Source organism: Pantoea sp. alder81 (assembly GCF_020179835.1).
Taxonomy (GTDB): domain Bacteria; phylum Pseudomonadota; class Gammaproteobacteria; order Enterobacterales; family Enterobacteriaceae; genus Pantoea.
The window spans coordinates 934,683-952,086 of the sequence record NZ_JAIUDA010000002.1 but is presented as its reverse complement, the minus strand read 5'-3'; the positions used below and the strand labels follow the sequence as shown (position 1 = coordinate 952,086).

15 protein-coding genes are annotated in these 17,404 nt (G+C 55.1%); 12 read left to right on the top strand and 3 right to left on the bottom strand.

Translation table 11 applies throughout. The features are described 5' to 3' along the window. The 6 genes from lepB to acpS all read left to right on the top strand — a co-directional run bounded on the left by lepB (position 1) and on the right by acpS (position 4,656). Positions 1-972 (top strand): signal peptidase I, encoded by a 972-nt coding sequence (gene lepB, locus LBW88_RS09315; protein ID WP_224930480.1) that lies wholly within the window; start codon positions 1-3, stop codon positions 970-972. A 132-nt stretch (positions 973-1,104) separates the two neighbouring features. Then, positions 1,105-1,785, top strand: a complete 681-nt coding sequence (gene rnc, locus LBW88_RS09310) for a ribonuclease III (RefSeq protein WP_200577600.1) — start codon at positions 1,105-1,107, stop codon at positions 1,783-1,785. A gap of 54 nt (positions 1,786-1,839) precedes the next feature. Further along, the gene (gene era, locus LBW88_RS09305; RefSeq protein ID WP_224930484.1) at positions 1,840-2,742 is read left to right on the top strand and encodes a GTPase Era; all 903 of its coding nucleotides are present in this window, start codon (positions 1,840-1,842) and stop codon (positions 2,740-2,742) included. 3 nt (positions 2,743-2,745) lie between these two features. Beyond that, the gene (gene recO, locus LBW88_RS09300) at positions 2,746-3,474 is read left to right on the top strand and encodes a DNA repair protein RecO (protein WP_224930487.1); all 729 of its coding nucleotides are present in this window, start codon (positions 2,746-2,748) and stop codon (positions 3,472-3,474) included. Between the two features lie 70 nt (positions 3,475-3,544). Then, positions 3,545-4,276 (top strand): pyridoxine 5'-phosphate synthase, encoded by a 732-nt coding sequence (gene pdxJ, locus LBW88_RS09295; protein ID WP_224930490.1) that lies wholly within the window; start codon positions 3,545-3,547, stop codon positions 4,274-4,276. Next, a complete protein-coding gene (gene acpS, locus LBW88_RS09290) occupies positions 4,276-4,656 on the top strand; it encodes a holo-ACP synthase (RefSeq protein WP_034825626.1) in 381 nt (126 codons plus the stop codon). Before pdxJ ends, acpS begins: the two co-directional genes overlap by 1 nt. Here the strand turns inward: acpS and LBW88_RS09285 are convergent. Continuing rightward, positions 4,653-4,901, bottom strand: a complete 249-nt coding sequence (locus LBW88_RS09285) for a YfhL family 4Fe-4S dicluster ferredoxin (RefSeq protein ID WP_224930496.1) — start codon at positions 4,899-4,901, stop codon at positions 4,653-4,655. The genes acpS and LBW88_RS09285 overlap by 4 nt on opposite strands. 413 nt (positions 4,902-5,314) lie before the next feature. Beyond that, the gene (locus LBW88_RS09280) at positions 5,315-6,154 is read right to left on the bottom strand and encodes a MurR/RpiR family transcriptional regulator (RefSeq protein ID WP_224930499.1); all 840 of its coding nucleotides are present in this window, start codon (positions 6,152-6,154) and stop codon (positions 5,315-5,317) included. Positions 6,155-6,357: 203 nt separating this feature from the next. Here LBW88_RS09280 and yfhb point away from each other — a divergent pair, with 203 nt between their 5' ends. Both yfhb and tadA read left to right on the top strand, forming a co-directional pair. Continuing rightward, entirely contained in the window at positions 6,358-6,996 is a 639-nt protein-coding gene (gene yfhb, locus LBW88_RS09275; RefSeq protein WP_224932005.1) for a phosphatidylglycerophosphatase C, read from the top strand. 56 nt (positions 6,997-7,052) lie between these two features. Further along, positions 7,053-7,547, top strand: coding sequence for a tRNA adenosine(34) deaminase TadA (tadA, locus tag LBW88_RS09270; protein ID WP_224930502.1), 495 nt, complete (start codon positions 7,053-7,055; stop codon positions 7,545-7,547). Here the strand turns inward: tadA and mltF are convergent. Beyond that, complete coding sequence (mltF, locus tag LBW88_RS09265; RefSeq protein ID WP_224930505.1) at positions 7,544-9,001, bottom strand: membrane-bound lytic murein transglycosylase MltF; 1,458 nt, start codon at positions 8,999-9,001, stop codon at positions 7,544-7,546. The genes tadA and mltF overlap by 4 nt on opposite strands. Positions 9,002-9,270: 269 nt before the next feature. Between mltF and purL the strand changes: the two genes are divergently transcribed. The 4 genes from purL (at position 9,271) to glrR (ending at position 17,252) form a co-directional block, all read left to right on the top strand. Beyond that, positions 9,271-13,161, top strand: coding sequence for a phosphoribosylformylglycinamidine synthase (gene purL / locus LBW88_RS09260; protein WP_224930507.1), 3,891 nt, complete (start codon positions 9,271-9,273; stop codon positions 13,159-13,161). Between the two features lie 654 nt (positions 13,162-13,815). Then, on the top strand, positions 13,816-15,243 hold the full coding sequence (locus LBW88_RS09255; protein WP_224930509.1) for a sensor histidine kinase: 1,428 nt from the start codon (positions 13,816-13,818) through the stop codon (positions 15,241-15,243). A 3-nt stretch (positions 15,244-15,246) separates the two neighbouring features. Then, complete coding sequence (qseG, locus tag LBW88_RS09250) at positions 15,247-15,918, top strand: two-component system QseEF-associated lipoprotein QseG (protein ID WP_224930512.1); 672 nt, start codon at positions 15,247-15,249, stop codon at positions 15,916-15,918. A gap of 2 nt (positions 15,919-15,920) precedes the next feature. Continuing rightward, on the top strand, positions 15,921-17,252 hold the full coding sequence (gene glrR / locus LBW88_RS09245; protein WP_224930515.1) for a two-component system response regulator GlrR: 1,332 nt from the start codon (positions 15,921-15,923) through the stop codon (positions 17,250-17,252). The last annotated feature ends 152 nt before the right edge of the window (positions 17,253-17,404 follow it).

Below are 17,404 nucleotides of genomic sequence, written 5' to 3'. Positions count from 1 at the left end.
ATGGCTAATATGTTCGCCCTGATTCTGGTGATCGCTACGCTGATAACCGGTGTTATCTGGTGTATTGATCGCTTTAAATGGGCTCCGGCGCGTCGTGCTAAGCAGGCAGCTGCACAAGCGCAGGCGGGTAATGCATTGGACGGCAAAACGCTGTCCAAAGTAGCGGCTCAGCCAGGCTGGGTAGAAACGGCGGCATCGGTGTTCCCGGTGCTGGCGGTGGTGCTGATCGTTCGCTCATTTATTTTTGAGCCGTTCCAGATCCCATCAGGTTCCATGATGCCAACGCTGCTGATTGGGGATTTTATTCTGGTGGAGAAGTTTGCTTACGGTATCAAAGATCCGATTACCCAAACCACGCTAATCCCAACCGGCCATCCGCAGCGCGGTGATGTGGCGGTGTTCAAATACCCGAAAGATCCGAGTGTCGATTACATCAAACGTGTGATCGGTTTGCCGGGCGACAAAGTGGTGTTCGATCCCTACAGCAAAACGCTGACGGTTAACCCAGGTTGTGGCACGGGCAAATGTGATACCGCGTTGCCAATCACCTATACCAACGTGGAGCCAAGCCGCTTCATTCAGACGTTCAGCGGCTTTGATGGTAATGAAACCGGTAACGGCTTCTTTGAAGCGCCGCAGGGTGAAACCATGAAGGGCGGCCTGCGTCTCGGTACGCGTAAAGAGACTTTAGGTACCGTCACGCACGATATTCTTCTGGTAAACGAAGCGCAAAGCCAGGCAAGCATGTATTATCAGCAGCCGGGTCAGCCTCAATCCACATGGATTGTGCCAGAAGGCCAATATTTCATGATGGGTGATAACCGCGATAACAGCGCCGACAGCCGCTACTGGGGCTTTGTGCCTGAGAAGAATCTGGTCGGTAAAGCGGTGGCTATCTGGATGAGCTTTGAGAAACAAGAAGGACAGTGGCCAACGGGCGTGCGCTTGAGTCGCATCGGCGGAATCCACTAAAAATTATGCCCACTGCGGTGGGCAACACGGTTGGCCTCTTTCGGGAGGCCACTGCACACTAAACAGAACGTGTTGGAAGCTCAGCCCTGTTTCGTATGCAGAGTTACAGACGCACAGATTAACTGGAATCGCATGAACCCCATCCTTATTAACAAGCTGCAGCGCAAACTGGGCTACACTTTTACTCATCCGGAACTACTGCAGCAAGCATTGACTCACCGCAGTGCCAGCAGTAAACACAATGAACGTCTTGAATTTCTTGGCGATTCCATTCTCAGCTATGTGATTGCTAATGCGCTTTATCACCGCTTCCCACGTGTGGATGAAGGTGACATGAGCCGCATGCGCGCCACATTGGTACGAGGCAATACCCTCGCAGAGATGGCGCGTGAGTTTGAACTCGGCGAGTGTCTTCGTCTCGGGCCGGGCGAGCTGAAGAGTGGCGGTTTCCGTCGCGAATCGATTCTTGCTGATACCGTGGAAGCGCTGATTGGCGGTATCTTCCTCGATAGCAACATTCAAACCGTTGAGAAACTGATTCTCGATTGGTACCAAAATCGCCTTGATGAGATCAGCCCGGGCGATAAGCAAAAAGATCCGAAAACGCGTTTGCAGGAGTATCTGCAAGGGCGTCATCTGCCGCTGCCATCTTATCTGGTGGTGCAGGTCCGTGGCGAAGCCCACGATCAGGAATTCACCATTCACTGTCAGGTGAGTGGCATGGCAGAACCGGTGGTGGGCGTAGGTTCCAGCCGCCGTAAAGCAGAGCAAGCCGCCGCCGAACAGGCGTTAATTAAGCTTGGTCTCGAATAAAATACATAGTCATATCGCAGCGTCGACAGCGACGCTGCCCAAGTCAGGACTCGAATGAGCGAAATCGAAACACACAGCGGCTTTATCGCGATTGTCGGCCGACCTAACGTCGGCAAATCCACCTTACTGAACCAGTTACTGGGGCAGAAAGTGTCGATCACCTCGCGTAAACCGCAAACCACGCGTCACCGCATCATGGGCATTCACACCGAAGGCGCTTATCAGGCGATCTACGTGGATACCCCAGGGCTGCACATGGAAGAGAAGCGGGCGATTAACCGCCTGATGAACCGTGCTGCCAGCAGCTCAATTGGTGATGTGGAGCTGGTGATTTTTGTCGTTGAAGGCACGCGCTGGACGCCGGACGATGAAATGGTCTTGAACAAGCTGCGCGACGGCAAAGTGCCGGTGGTGCTGGCCGTTAACAAGGTCGACAACATTCAGGATAAAACCATTCTGCTGCCACACCTGCAGTTCCTGAGCCAGCAGATGAACTTCCTTGAGATCGTGCCAATCTCTGCGGAAAGCGGTAAGAACGTCGATGCGATTGCCGCTATCGCGCGTAAATGCCTGCCGAAATCTGACCATCACTTCCCGGAAGATTACATCACCGATCGTTCACAGCGCTTCATGGCGTCTGAGATCATCCGTGAAAAACTGATGCGCTTCCTCGGTGCGGAACTGCCTTACTCGGTGACCGTGGAAATCGAACAGTTCGTCTCTAACGATCGTGGTGGCTATGACATCAACGGTCTGATCCTGGTCGAGCGCGAAGGTCAGAAGAAGATGGTGATTGGCAACAAAGGCGCCAAGATTAAAACCATCGGCATTGAAGCGCGTAGAGATATGGAAGATATGTTCGAAGCCAAAGTGCATCTTGAACTGTGGGTTAAAGTGAAATCGGGTTGGGCGGATGACGAACGTGCACTGCGCAGCCTGGGCTATACAGACGAATAATTGATGGAAGGCTGGCAACGCGCCTTTGTGCTGCATAGTCGCCCTTACAGCGAAACCAGCCTCCTGCTCGATCTGTTTAGCGAAAGCGAAGGGCGCGTCCGCGTCCTGGCCAAAGGCGCACGCTCGCGCCGTTCGCAACTCAAAGGTGCACTCCAACCCTTCACACCGCTGCTGGTGCGTTGGGGTGGGCGTGGCGAAGTCAAAACGCTGCGTAGCGCCGAAGCGGTGTCACTGGCCTTACCGCTCAGTGGCATCACGCTCTACTGCGGGCTATACGTTAACGAACTGCTGTCTCGCGTCATTGAGCAGGAAATTCCTTTCTCCGATCTCTTCTTTGACTATCTCAATTGCATCCAGATGCTGGCCGCAGGCAACGGCACGCCTGAACCGGCGCTGCGTCGCTTTGAACTGGCGCTGCTGGGCCATCTTGGCTACGGCGTGGATTTCCTGCACTGCGCCGGCAGTGGTGAAGAGATCGATGACGGCATGACGTACAGCTACCGAGAAGAGAAGGGCTTTATCGCCAGCCTGGTCGTCAACCAGCGCAGTTTTACCGGCCGCCAGTTGCGTGCGCTGTGGGAACGCGATTTTCCCGATGCCGACAGCCTGCGAGCTGCCAAGCGCTTTACGCGTATGGCGCTTAAGCCTTATCTGGGCGGTAAACCGTTAAAGAGCCAGGAACTGTTTCGCCAGTTTGTGCCAAAAAAGAAGCCCGATGTGGCAAACGACTAGCGCTGGTCGTACCGCCTGATATTCTCAGCACGGTACACTGCAAACACACTGAACCTATTTAAGGATTGTCATGGCTGAGTTGCTGTTAGGGGTCAACATTGACCACATCGCCACCGTACGTAACGCACGTGGCACGAATTATCCCGATCCAGTCCAGGCGGCGTTTGTTTCTGAACAGGCGGGCGCAGATGGCATCACTGTGCACCTGCGTGAAGATCGTCGTCATATCACCGATCGCGATGTGCGTATTCTGCGTAACACCATCCAGACGCGTATGAATCTGGAGATGGCGGTGACCGATGAGATGATCGACATTGCCTGCGACATCAAGCCACATTTCGTGTGCCTGGTGCCGGAAAAGCGCCAGGAAGTGACCACTGAAGGTGGGTTGGATGTGGCGGGTCAGCAGGACAAAATCAACGCTGCGGTTCGTCTGCTGAGCGACGCGGGGATTCTGGTGTCGCTGTTTATTGATGCCGATCACCGTCAGATCGAAGCGGCTGTTGCCAGCGGTGCGCCCTACATTGAGATCCACACCGGCGCCTATGCGGAAGCACCGGAAGGACTTGAGCGTGAAGCCGAGCTGTCGCGCATTCGTAAAGCAGCCACATTCGCAGCCAGCCTCGGTTTGAAGGTGAATGCCGGCCATGGTCTGACCTATCACAATGTGCAACCCATTGCGGCATTGCCTGAAATGCATGAGCTGAACATTGGTCACGCCATCATTGGCCGCGCGCTGTTCAGTGGTCTGGCGGATGCGGTGTCAGAGATGAAGCAACTGATGCGGGAAGCGCGTCGTTAATGGCGATTCTTGGACTCGGCAGCGACATCGTTGAAATCGAACGTATTGCCGGCGTGATTGAACGCTCCGGCGATCGACTGGCTCGACGCGTTTTGAGCGAAGCCGAGTGGCAGCAATATCAGGCGCACCAGCAACCGGTGCGCTTTCTTGCCAAACGTTTTGCGGTGAAAGAAGCGGCGGCCAAAGCCTTTGGTACCGGTATTCGCGGTGGTTTAGCGTTTAATCAATTCGAAGTGTACAACGATGCGCTGGGCAAACCGGGCTTACGCTTTTTCGAACAGGCAAAAGTGATTGCCAGCCAGTTGGGCGTGAAACATGTGCATGTGACGCTGGCCGATGAGCGCCATTATGCTTGCGCTACGGTGATCATCGAAGACTAAGGATGTAGCACCACAAACTTCTCCCACAGCGCCACACGGGTTTCCGGGTGCTGTGGATCAGAAATAATGGTGTTATCAATTGGGCAGACGCTTTGGCAGGTCGGCACATCATAATGGCCCACGCATTCGGTGCAGCGGTCGACATCAATCTCATAGATCGCCTCACCCAAACTGATGGCCTGGTTCGGGCATTCAGGTTCGCACATATCGCAATTGATGCATTTCGCCGTAATGAGTAAAGCCATGATCGCCGTCAGCCAGAGAAAGAAGGCGCGCACCTTATCATAAAACCGGCTTTTAAGGACGCAGGGTTTATTGCGCTGAATCAAACAAAGTGGGGATAGAACTCACTGAAGCAAAATTCATCAAAGGTCAGATAGGAATTAGGAAAACTCCGAGTTATCATTTTGTGCGGTAATTATCAGCGTAAACGCTTGTCGTAAGCACTATGAAAAAAATTAACTCGTTGAAAGAAATGTTTTTAAAGCAACAATGTATTCATTGCGGAGTTGCGCGAGGTTGGCTGGCTCGCTGGATGTCAGACGATGCCTCTTTATGCGACGAGTGCCTGCACAACCTGCAACACGCGAGCCGCCAGGCCTGCCGTCACGATTCTACGCCGCAAAGCAAAAAGGCCGGATAACGGCCTTTTTACGCATCACACCAGTTTTTTCACCAGCTCTTCGCTATGCCGGATGTGGCTCGATGCGCGCTCAGGATCGTGCTGCACCAATGCCATAAACAGCAGATCGGTCAGCGCCAGCTGTGCACTGGTCGATGAGATCGCGGCACTGCGCGTGCTTTGCTCCTCGGCAACCGTGTACAAGCAAATCGAAGCGCACTGTTGCAGTGAGTTGGGGGTAAAGCCGGTAAACGCCAGCACGTCGACACCCAGCTGCGCCGCTTCCTGGGCCGCAAGGTTAATCTCTCTTCGCTCACCGGTATAAGAAATGGTGAGCAGCACATCCCCCGGTGCCATTGCCTGAACGCTCGCCAGCAAAGCATGCATATCCTGCTCGGCGACCGCGTTGATGCCAATCTTCATCAGCTTCCATGAGAAGTCTTTCGCCACTAATCCAGACGCGCCAATGCCTACCAAAAGAATGCGATTGGCATTTTTCAGCAGTTGCAGCGTTTGTAGCAACTTCTCTTCGCTGTTGATATCCAGCGTGGCGCGGATGGCCGATATCTTCTCTGCCAGCAGCTTCTCGCCCACCACTTTTAGAGGATCGTCGCTGAGAATGTGGTTATGAACGGTAATCGCGTCGCGATCTGCCAGCGACTCGCTCAGCGCCAGTTTCAGCGCAGGAAATCCTTTGTAGCCCAATTTCTGGGCAAACTTCACTACGCTCGACTGGCTGACGCCCGATTCCTCAGCCAGTTTTTGTGAACTCAGATGCCGTGCCCGATCCGGCTGCGACAGCAAAAAATCCGCCAGTCGACGCTCATTTAGCGCCAGTCGAGGGTAGAGTTGGCGAATTCGCAGCAATGAACTCATGTTCGATCCTTAATCCTTCTAATCCCGCTTGAGCTTAGTCTCTTTTACACCGTCAGGTTTTAATGACAGCACGCCGATACAAAGAATAAACTATTCAGCTGGCATTGTGGCGCCAGGAATTAAAAATGACCGCTTTCGCCCCCGCCGTTGAAGCTGGCTACACTGTAGGGCAAGCCGTAGAAAGGAAAGATAAGGAGTGGAGTTTGACAAAGGGTACGCAACGCCGCGTGGTGTTTTTCGATCTTGATGGCACGCTGCATCAGCAGGACATGTTTGGCACCTTTATGCGTTATCTGCTGCGACGCCAGCCGATCAACGTGCTGCTGGTGGTGCCGCTGTTGCCGGTGATTGGTTTGGGGATGCTGTTTAAAGGGCGGGCTGCACGCTGGCCAATGAGCTTGCTGTTATGGGCCATTACCTTCGGTCACAGTGAGCCGCGCCTGCGCCAGCGTGAAGCGGAGTTCGCGACATGGTTCCGCCAGCGTGTCACCGCCTTTCCGGTGGTGCAACAACGTCTGACCGATTATCTCAGCAGCGATGATGCAGATGTGTGGCTGATCACCGGCTCACCGCAATCGCTGGTAGAGCAGGTCTATTTTGATTCCGCCTTCTTGCCGCGCGTACAACTGATTGCCAGTCAGATGCAGCCAGGTAATGGCGGACGAGTGCTGGCGATGCGTTGTCTCGGCCATGAAAAGGTGGCACAGCTCGAAGAGAAGATTGGCACGCCATTACAACTCTACAGCGGCTACAGCGACAGCAAACAGGATAACCCGCTGCTGTTCTTCTGCCAGCACCGCTGGCGGGTGACACCGCGTGGTGAGCTGCAACAGCTGGAGTGAATCATGCGGCAATTCCGTCTATAATGCGCCGCCTTTAAATCCGCAGGAGCTGCCTGGTGAACCCACAAACTGATGAACATTGGATGCGCCATGCGCTGGAGCTGGCGCGGCGCGCGTGGGAACAGGGCGAAGTGCCGGTGGGCGCGGTGTTAGTGCAGGGCGATAAAGTGATAGGCGAAGGCTGGAACCGACCGATTGGTCAGTGCGATCCCACCGCGCATGCCGAAATCATGGCGCTGCGTCAGGGCGGTAAAATCCTCGAAAACTATCGCCTGCTCGACACCACATTGTATGTGACGCTGGAGCCCTGCGTGATGTGCGCCGGGGCGATGGTGCACAGCCGCATTACGCGACTGGTGTATGGCGCAAAAGATGAGAAAACCGGCGCAGCGGGTTCACTCATGGATGTGATTGGCCATCCAGGCATGAATCATCAGATTCAGATTGATTGCGGTGTGCTGGCAGAAGAGTGCGCTGGGATGTTGAGTGATTTCTTTCGCATGCGCCGAGAGCAAAAGAAAGCGCTGCGTCAGGCGCAGCGCGAAGGTTAGTTCATCGCAATCTTTGGTTCGACCGCCGGGTAACCGGCGCCTAACTCCGCTTCCAGCGCCGACTGCTGCGCTAAACGTTTATCCTGCTCTTGCAGGTAGCCCACCAGACTGATCTGATACTTACGGATATTCTCGACGTAGTTATAGGCTTCGTGGCCGCGTGCATAACCATAGGTGGTCTGAGCGTAGTAACGCTTTTGGCTCAGCATCGGCAGACGTAATTTCACATCAGCCCAACTGTCTGGATTGCCGCCCTGTTTTGCCGTCAACTTACGCACGTCCAGCATGTGCGCATAACCCATGTTATAGGCCGCCAGCGCAAACCAGATGCGCTCATCGTCAGGAATCGTCTCTGGCACCTTCTCCATCATCCGCTTCAGGTATTCACTGCCACCGCGAATGCTTTGCTCGGGATCGAGGCGATCGTTAACGTCGAGACTGTCAGCGGTGTTACGCGTTAGCATCATCATGCCGCGCACGCCGGTGGGCGAAGTCGCCTGCGGATTCCAGTGCGACTCCTGATACGAAATCGCGGCCAGCAGGCGCCAGTCCATGCTCGCTGCATACTTCTCAAACAGCGGTTTGATATCCGGCAACGTGTTATCAATCGCGCGCAGGAAGGTGCGGGTGTCCACATAATCAAAAGTACCCACGTGACCGAGATACTTCTCTTCGAGGCGCGCCATCGTGCCTTCTTCGCCCATCTGGCTATAGAAGTCGAGCATCGCTGCATTCAGGCTGTCGTCATCGTTGCGCGGCAGATACCAAGTCACTGGTTCTTCATCGGTGATGTCGAACGCCACCGCCAGCTGCGGATGGATGCGCTGTAACAGGCCGATAGTGACCGAATCGCCCACGGTGTAATCCAGCTTGCCATCGGCGACGGCTTCCAGCAGCGCTTTCTGTCCCTGATCGGTGGAAATCGCCCAATCGAGATCGGGATAGCTGTCAGCTTTGGCGGAACGTAAAGTTGACAGATATGCCGAACCGGACTGCACAATCAGGCGGCCTTTCAGATCGCCGAGATTCTTCGGCCGTGGCTTATCAATGCGGTACACCAGCTGTTGCGATACCGAGTAATAGCTCGGTCCACTTTGATAGTGGGCAAGGCGCTCACCATTATAGATCAAGCCAGCTGCGAGCAAATCCGCCTTACCATCATCGAGATCGTCAAACAGATCGCCGAGGTTCGGACGCACCGTGACCTCAAGTTTGACGCCAAGATAATCGGCGAAGCGTTTCGCCAGCTCGTAATCCATACCGGCTGGTGCATTATTGATGGTGTAGTAAGTCAGCGGGGAGTTGACGGTACTGATGCGCAGCACTCCACGTGATTTAATCTGTGATAACGCGTCATTTCCGCCCCCGTACCAGGGGATGGAAGGCCACAGTGCCAGCGCAAGCAGCACGGTGATCAGACCGATAAACAGATAGTTTATTTTCAGGCGTTTCAAATAGTTGTCTCGTAATGGCTCACAGGCCTCTGTCTTTTTAAGGCAGTATTTGTGTTGTTTTTACTCCCAGAGCGAGGGGCATTTTGCGCAACAAAGCGCAGCAGGGCAACTTATATAGCAAGAATTGTGCAAAATTCAGCCAAATGCTGTGTGCCAGATTTTATGCGCAAACGGTTTCGTAACCCGCGCGCTTTCTCTATAATACCGCCCGTTTTCCCTATTGCGCCCAATGAAGCGTCGCCCGGCGCTTCAAAGACGAGAGATCTTTGATGATGGAAATTCTGCGTGGTTCGCCCGCTCTGTCGGCATTTCGTGTTAATAAACTGCTGACCCGCTTTCAGGACGCTCACCTGCCAGTGAGTGATATTTACGCCGAGTACGTCCATTTTGCCGATGTCAGCGCACCACTCAGTGCGGATGAACATGCCCGCCTGCAACGTCTGCTGAAGTACGGTCCTTCTCTCGCCGAGCACGCGCCACAAGGGCGTCTGTTGCTGGTGACGCCGCGTCCCGGCACCATTTCTCCGTGGTCTTCAAAAGCCACCGACATTGCCCACAACTGCGACTTGCCTCAGGTTCTTCGCCTTGAGCGCGGTATGGCATTCTATGTGCAGGCACCGCAACTGACCGAAACACAGTGGCAACAGCTGGCCAGCCTGCTGCATGACCGCATGATGGAGACCGTGTTTGGTGACCTGAATGATGCGCAGCAACTGTTCGCACACCATGAGCCACAGCCACTGAAAAGCGTGGACGTGCTGGGTGTGGGTCGCATTGCGCTGGAACAGGCCAACACCACGCTGGGCCTGGCGCTGGCCGATGACGAAATCGACTATCTGCTGGATGCTTTCACCAAACTGGGCCGCAATCCGAACGACATCGAGCTTTACATGTTTGCTCAGGCAAACTCAGAGCATTGCCGTCATAAAATCTTCAACGCCGACTGGATTATCGACGGTGAAAAGCAGCCGAAGTCGCTGTTTAAAATGATTAAGAACACCTTTGAACATAACCCTGAGCACGTGTTGTCTGCTTATAAAGACAATGCCGCTGTGATGGAAGGTTCAAAAGTGGGCCGCTTCTACGCCGATGCGCAGAAGGGCGAATACACCTTCCATCAGGAAGATGCGCATATCCTGATGAAGGTTGAAACCCATAACCACCCAACCGCAATTTCACCGTGGCCTGGCGCTGCGACCGGTTCCGGCGGTGAAATCCGTGATGAAGGTGCTACCGGACGTGGCGCGAAACCGAAAGCGGGTCTGGTCGGTTTCTCCGTCTCCAACCTGCGTATCCCGGGCTTTGAACAGCCGTGGGAGGAAGATTTCGGTAAGCCGGATCGTATTGTCACCGCGCTGGATATCATGACCGAAGGCCCACTGGGTGGCGCAGCGTTCAACAACGAATTTGGCCGTCCGGCATTGAACGGTTACTTCCGTACCTATGAAGAGCGCGTGAACAGCCATAATGGCTCAGAACTGCGTGGCTACCATAAGCCGATCATGCTGGCGGGCGGTATTGGTAACATCCGTGCTGACCACGTACAGAAGGGTGAGATCGTTGTTGGCGCGAAACTGATCGTACTCGGTGGCCCTGCGATGAACATTGGTCTGGGCGGCGGTGCAGCCTCTTCAATGGCGTCTGGTCAGTCTGATGCGGATCTGGATTTTGCATCGGTACAGCGTGACAACCCGGAAATGGAGCGTCGTTGCCAGGAAGTGATCGACCGTTGCTGGCAGCTGGGCGAAGCCAACCCGATTCTGTTCATCCACGATGTGGGTGCAGGCGGTCTGTCCAACGCGATGCCAGAACTGGTCAGCGATGGTGGCCGTGGCGGTAACTTCAACCTGCGTGACATCCTCAACGATGAGCCAGGCATGAGCCCGCTGGAAGTGTGGTGTAACGAATCCCAGGAACGTTATGTGCTGGCAGTGGCTCCGGCTCAGCTGGCGCTGTTTGACGAGCTGTGCAAGCGTGAACGTGCGCCTTATGCGGTGATTGGTGAAGCCACCGAAGAGCTGCACCTGAACCTGGCGGATAGCCACTTCGATAACAATCCTATCGATATGCCGCTGGACGTGCTGCTGGGCAAAACGCCGAAGATGACGCGTGATGTTGCCACTCAGCAAGCTAAAGGCGATGCGCTGGTGCGTGACGGGATTACCGTGGCTGACGCCGTTAATCGCGTACTGCATCTGCCAACCGTGGCAGAGAAAACCTTCCTGATTACCATCGGTGACCGTTCGGTAACCGGTATGGTGGCGCGTGACCAGATGGTCGGCCCATGGCAGATCCCGGTGGCCAACTGTGCAGTCACCACCGCCAGCCTGGACAGCTATCACGGCGAAGCCTTCTCACTGGGCGAACGTGCGCCAGTAGCCTTGCTGGACTTCGCTGCCTCAGGCCGCTTAGCGGTCGGTGAAGCGCTGACCAACCTGGCCGCCACCTCCATTGGTTCCCTGCAGCGCGTGAAGCTCTCTGCGAACTGGATGGCTGCAGCGGGTCACCCAGGCGAAGATGCCGGTTTGTACGCGGCAGTGAAAGCGGTTGGCGAGGAGCTTTGCCCAGCGCTGGGAATCACTATCCCGGTCGGCAAAGACTCGATGTCGATGAAAACCCGCTGGCAGCAGGGCACCGAAGAACGTGAGATGACCTCACCGCTGTCGCTGGTCATCACCGCCTTTGCACGTGTAGAAGATGTGCGTCGCACCGTGACGCCTCAGCTGCAAGCAGACCAGGATAACCTGCTGATGCTGGTTGATCTGGGCAACGGCGCTAACACCCTGGGGGCTACCGCGCTGTCACAGGTCTATCGTCAGTTAGGCGATAAGCCAGCCGACGTGCGTGATGCATCTCAACTGGCGGGCTTCTTCAACGCCATTCAGGCGCTGGTGGCCGAGCAGAAACTGCTGGCTTACCATGATCGCTCAGATGGCGGCCTGCTGGTAACGCTGGCAGAAATGGCCTTCACCGGCCACTGCGGTATCGAAGCCGACATCGCCGCGCTGGGCAACGATGCGCTGGCAGCACTGTTCACCGAAGAGTTGGGTGCAGTGATCCAGATTAATGCAGCCGATCGCGCCGCCGTTGAGCAAGTGTTTGCCGACCATGGCCTGAGCAGCAATGTACATGTGATTGGCCAGGCGCTGCCGGGCGATCGCTTTGTGATTCGTTCTGGTGACAGTGCGGTGTACAGCGAAAGCCGTAATACGCTGCGTACCTGGTGGGCAGAGACCACCTGGCAGATGCAGCGTCTGCGTGACAACCCAGCCTGTGCCGATCAGGAACACGAAGCGAAGAAAGCCGACAACGATCCTGGCCTGAACGTCCATCTGACCTTCAAGCCAGAAGAAGATGTTGCTGCACCAATGATCGCCACAGGCGCGCGTCCGCGTGTTGCCGTACTGCGCGAGCAAGGCGTGAACTCCCACGTTGAGATGGCGGCTGCCTTCCACCGTGCTGGTTTCACCGCTGTCGATGTGCACATGAGTGATCTGCTGGCAGGCCGCCGTGGTCTGGAAGAGTTCCAGGCACTGGTCGCGTGCGGTGGCTTCTCTTACGGTGACGTATTAGGTGCAGGTGAAGGTTGGGCGAAATCGATTCTGTTCAACGGCCGTGTGCGTGACGAATTCGAAAACTTCTTCTACCGTCCACAGACGCTGGCGCTGGGCGTGTGTAACGGCTGCCAGATGATGTCGAATCTGCGTGAGCTGATTCCGGGTAGCGAACTGTGGCCACGCTTCGTCCGTAACCAGTCAGAGCGTTTTGAAGCACGTTTCAGCCTGGTCGAAGTGGCTGCGAGTCCATCGCTGCTGCTGGACGGCATGGCCGGTTCCCACATGCCAATCGCTGTTTCACACGGTGAAGGTTTCGTGGAAGTGCGTGATGGTGCACATCTGGCCCAGCTGGAAAGCAAAGGTCTAGTGGCGCTGCGCTTCGTGGACAACTTCGGTAAAATCACCGAAAATTATCCAGCCAACCCGAACGGCTCGCCGAACGGTATCACTGCGGTAACCAACGAGAGCGGTCGCGTCACCATTATGATGCCGCACCCAGAGCGCGTGTTCCGCACCGTGAGCAACTCCTGGCATCCGGCAGAGTGGGGCGAGGATAGCCCGTGGATGCGTATCTTCCGTAACGCACGTAAGCAACTGGGCTAAATTAGCCAGTAGCATCAGAGGCCGCCGCAGGGCGGCCTTTCTTTTGCCCGGCTGGTCCAGACTCACTCACTCACTCACTCACTCACTCACTCACTCACTCACTCACTCAATCAATCAGGTACTTTGAGCTGGCTTGCGAAAACTGTCTGAAATCGGCGACAAATGCGCAGGTAGAGTGTCGCTAAATGGTGACATTTAAATCATTGATTTATAATGTCTCAATTTTTCATCTTTGAACTCGTTGCTGATCAGCGACACTTTCATCAGACCAGCCGGTCCGCTTTTTCTTAAAATACTGCGGCACACCTCGCATTACTCTGATAATTAATGCTATTTCATTTCTGGCACGATAGTTGCTATACTAACTTCGTTGCTCATTCACCTGTCTATGATTGCCCCGCACTGCGGTTGAGCTCATAAAATTCGAATGACGCACCAAACGGAGCCTGCCGTCCACCCAACCGATAATCGCTTGCTTTGCAACGTTATCAAGCATCGGACGCAACGTTGAGTTAGGCTCCACCTATTTTGCAAGCGATGCTGCGGCGTCGCTCTCACGGCAGCCCAAAAGGGCTGCCGTTTTCCTTTCTGTACTTTCTTCCCTTTTGATACTTCGTTAGCATGCCAGCAGCTCAAATTTAAGGAAGCGCGGTAGTGAAGAGATGGCGTCTGTTTCCCCGATCCCTGCGGCAGTTGGTCTTGATGGCTTTTTTGCTGGTCCTGTTGCCATTGCTGGTGCTGGCCTGGCAAGCCTGGGAAAGCCTCTCTGCGCTCAGTAATCAGGCGGCGGATACCAACCGCAATACCTTCACTGACGTCCGCCGCAGCGAGGCGATGGCGCGCACGGCGCTCGAGCTGGAACGCAGTTATCGTCAATATTGTGTGTTAGGTGATGCCACCTTGCAAAAGCTCTATCAGACGCAGTGGACGCGATACGGGCAGATGCTCACCAGCCATGCAGATAGCCTGCCGGATCTTCCTTCATTCAAAGCGCTTCAGGAAACCTTGCCGCAGCTCGCCAGCGTGCAGTGTGATAATGGTAACCCAGTGGCAAAAGCCGCCACGGCTCTCGAACATTTCTCAGATGCCAATGCGCAAATGGTGCAGGCGACGCGTGAAGTAGTATTTTCTCGCGGCTTGCAACTCCAGCGTGAAATCGCCGATCGCGGTCAGTTCTTTGGCTGGCAAGCGCTGATTCTGTTCCTGATCAGTCTGGCGCTGGTGCTGCTGTTTACCGGCATGATCATCGGCCCGGTAAAACGCGTAGAACGGATGATTAACCGGCTGGGGGAAGGCAAAGCGCTCGGTGACAGCGTGAGTTTTCGCGGTCCGCGTGAAATCCGCTCACTCGGCCAGCGCATCGTGTGGCTTAGCGAGCGTCTGAGCTGGCTGGAAGAGCAGCGTCATGAATTTTTGCGCCATCTCTCGCACGAACTGAAAACCCCGCTTGCCAGCTTGCGTGAAGGCACGGAATTATTGGCCGATCAGGTGGCTGGGCCGCTCAATGCGGAACAGCAAGAAGTGGTGGCGATCCTCGACACCAGCAGCCGTCATCTGCAGCGTCTCATCGAACAACTGTTGGATTACAACCGCAAACTGGCGGAGGGTCCGATGGCGCTCGAGCCGGTGGCGCTCCATGACATCGTTGATTCGGTCGTTAAAATCCATTCATTGCCCGCCAGTGCGCGTCAGATCACTACGCATGTTGATCTTCAGGTGGCGCACTGTCTGGCAGAGGCAACATTGCTGCAAAGGGTCATCGATAACCTCTATTCGAACGCCGTGAACTACGGCAGCGAATCCGGTAACATCTGGCTGCAGAGCCAACAGAAAGGCAACCAGGTGTGGATTGAGGTGGCGAACACCGGCACACCGATTCCGGCTGAAGAGCAGGCGATGATCTTTGAGCCCTTTTTTCAGGGCAGCCAGCAGCGTAAAGGGCCAGTTAAGGGCAGCGGGCTGGGTTTAAGCATCGCCAAAGATTGTCTGCGCAGGATGCAGGGCGATTTGCAATTGGTAACGTGCAAGGATGCGGATGTCTGTTTTCGAATCATTTTGACGACCAGTGCCGGGAATGCCTGATTAATGAAACACACCCTGATTAAAATTTTTAGCTGCGCGTTGGTGGCATTCGGCTTGAGTGCCTGCCAGACCGCGCCGACGAGCAGCGCGTTGCACGACGGCACCAATCTTCCTGAGCCGGAAGTGCGGCTGCCTGATTATCTGGCAACTGATTGTCAAAACGTATGGAAGATTGAATCGCCAGCTGCGATGAGCAATCCACTTTACTGGCAGCGTGCTATCGACTGCGGCGAGCGTTTATCGCCTACGGAAGCCCGGGCTGAAGCGCGTCGCTGGCCGGTTCAAGGCTGGTCGCGTGCTTTTAAACAAGGCATTCTGCTGGCAAATGGCAATGTGACGCCCTTTGAGCGCCGCCAGTTCGTCGATACGTTAGATGGCTACAGCGCATCCTATCCTGCCTCCGTGCGCCCGTTATTGATGTTGTGGCGCAGCAACCAGGCGGCGCAGTTGGCATTAAGCGCTGAACGCAGCCGCTATGCTGCACTTCAGCAAAGTCACGATTCCGAGCTGGATGGCCTGCGCCAGCAGCAAACCAAATTGCGGCAATCGCTGGAGGATACTCAGCGTAAGCTTGAGCGCCTGACTGACATCGAACGCCAGCTGTCGTCTCGTAAGCCGGCGGACAGCAGCGACACATCGCACGGTGCCAGTGATGCACAAAGTGAGGATCAGTGACCATGAAACAGTCTGCACGTTTACTGCTGGTGGATGATGATCCTGGCCTGCTGAAGCTGCTCGGGATGCGTTTAAGCAGTGAAGGTTTTCAGGTGACCACCGCCGCAAGTGGCCCGGATGCTTTGCGCCAGTTGCAAAAAGAGAAAGTTGATCTGGTGATCAGCGATCTGCGCATGGATGAAATGGACGGGCTGGCGTTGTTTGGCGAAATCCAGAAACGCCATGCAGGCTTGCCGGTGATCATTCTCACGGCACACGGCTCTATTCCTGAAGCGGTTTCCGCGACGCAGCAGGGCGTGTTCAGTTTCCTGACGAAGCCAGTGGATCGTGACGCGCTGTATAAAGCCATCGATGAAGCGCTGGCACAGCGTGCGCCAGTCAGCGATGACACCTGGCGTGAAGCGGTAGTAACGCGCAATCCTCAGATGCTGCGTTTGCTGGATCAGGCGCACATGGTGGCGCAATCCGACGTTAGCGTGTTAATCAATGGCCAGAGCGGCACCGGCAAAGAGGTGCTGGCACAGGCGATTCATGCCGCCAGCCCACGTGCAAATAAGCCGTTTATCGCCATCAACTGCGGTGCTTTACCAGAGCAACTGCTGGAATCTGAACTTTTTGGCCACGCCAAAGGGGCCTTCACCGGCGCCGTGAGCGCGCGAGAAGGGCTGTTCCAGGCGGCAGAGAGCGGCACGCTGTTCCTTGATGAAATTGGTGATATGCCGCAGGCGTTGCAGGTCAAACTCCTGCGCGTATTACAGGAGCGAAAAGTACGTCCGCTCGGCAGTAATCGGGATGTCGATATCAACGTGCGTATCATCTCGGCCACTCATCGCGATCTGCCAAAAGCGATGGAGAAAAAGAGTTTCCGCGAAGATCTCTACTATCGCCTCAATGTGGTGAATCTGAAAATACCGGCGCTACATGAACGCGCTGAAGATATTCCGCTGCTGGCGAACCATCTGCTGCGCCAGTCGGCTGAACGCCATAAACCCTTCGTGCGCAGCTTCTCAGTGGATGCGATGAAACGTTTAGTGGGAGCCAGCTGGCCTGGCAACGTACGTCAGCTGGTGAACGTGATCGAACAGTGTGTCGCGCTGAGCACGTCACCGGTGATCAGTGATGCGCTGGTTGAACAGGCGTTAGCGGGTGAAAATACCGCGTTGCCGACTTTTGTTGAGGCTCGCAATCAGTTTGAGCTGAACTATCTGCGCAAGCTGCTGCAGATGACCAAAGGAAATGTCACTAACGCCGCGCGTCTGGCTGGACGTAACCGTACTGAATTCTATAAGCTGCTGTCACGCCATGAGCTGGACGCCAGTGAATTTAAAGAGTAGCTTGCTGCGGCATATTGATTCATCCATTGACTACCCTAAATAGTTCGGGTTGCAGGATGGCGGCACACGATAACTTTCCGATGAACTGATTCAATTTAGTGATTCGGGTGAAAGAGAGCAGCCAACCCCTCTGCGACTTGAAGTAGGACGGG

What these genes read in the sequence shown, in the direction of transcription:
- glrR (WP_224930515.1), top strand. Translation starts at nt 15,921, where the DNA reads ATGAAACAGTCTGCACGTTTACTGCTGGTGGATGATGATCCTGGCCTG.
- LBW88_RS09285 (WP_224930496.1), bottom strand. Translation starts at nt 4,901, where the DNA reads ATGGCTTTACTCATTACGGCGAAATGCATCAATTGCGATATGTGCGAA.
- acpS (WP_034825626.1), top strand. Translation starts at nt 4,276, where the DNA reads ATGGCGATTCTTGGACTCGGCAGCGACATCGTTGAAATCGAACGTATT.
- purL (WP_224930507.1), top strand. Translation starts at nt 9,271, where the DNA reads ATGATGGAAATTCTGCGTGGTTCGCCCGCTCTGTCGGCATTTCGTGTT.
- era (WP_224930484.1), top strand. Translation starts at nt 1,840, where the DNA reads ATGAGCGAAATCGAAACACACAGCGGCTTTATCGCGATTGTCGGCCGA.
- LBW88_RS09280 (WP_224930499.1), bottom strand. Translation starts at nt 6,154, where the DNA reads ATGAGTTCATTGCTGCGAATTCGCCAACTCTACCCTCGACTGGCGCTA.
- recO (WP_224930487.1), top strand. Translation starts at nt 2,746, where the DNA reads ATGGAAGGCTGGCAACGCGCCTTTGTGCTGCATAGTCGCCCTTACAGC.
- qseG (WP_224930512.1), top strand. Translation starts at nt 15,247, where the DNA reads ATGAAACACACCCTGATTAAAATTTTTAGCTGCGCGTTGGTGGCATTC.
- rnc (WP_200577600.1), top strand. Translation starts at nt 1,105, where the DNA reads ATGAACCCCATCCTTATTAACAAGCTGCAGCGCAAACTGGGCTACACT.
- pdxJ (WP_224930490.1), top strand. Translation starts at nt 3,545, where the DNA reads ATGGCTGAGTTGCTGTTAGGGGTCAACATTGACCACATCGCCACCGTA.
- lepB (WP_224930480.1), top strand. Translation starts at nt 1, where the DNA reads ATGGCTAATATGTTCGCCCTGATTCTGGTGATCGCTACGCTGATAACC.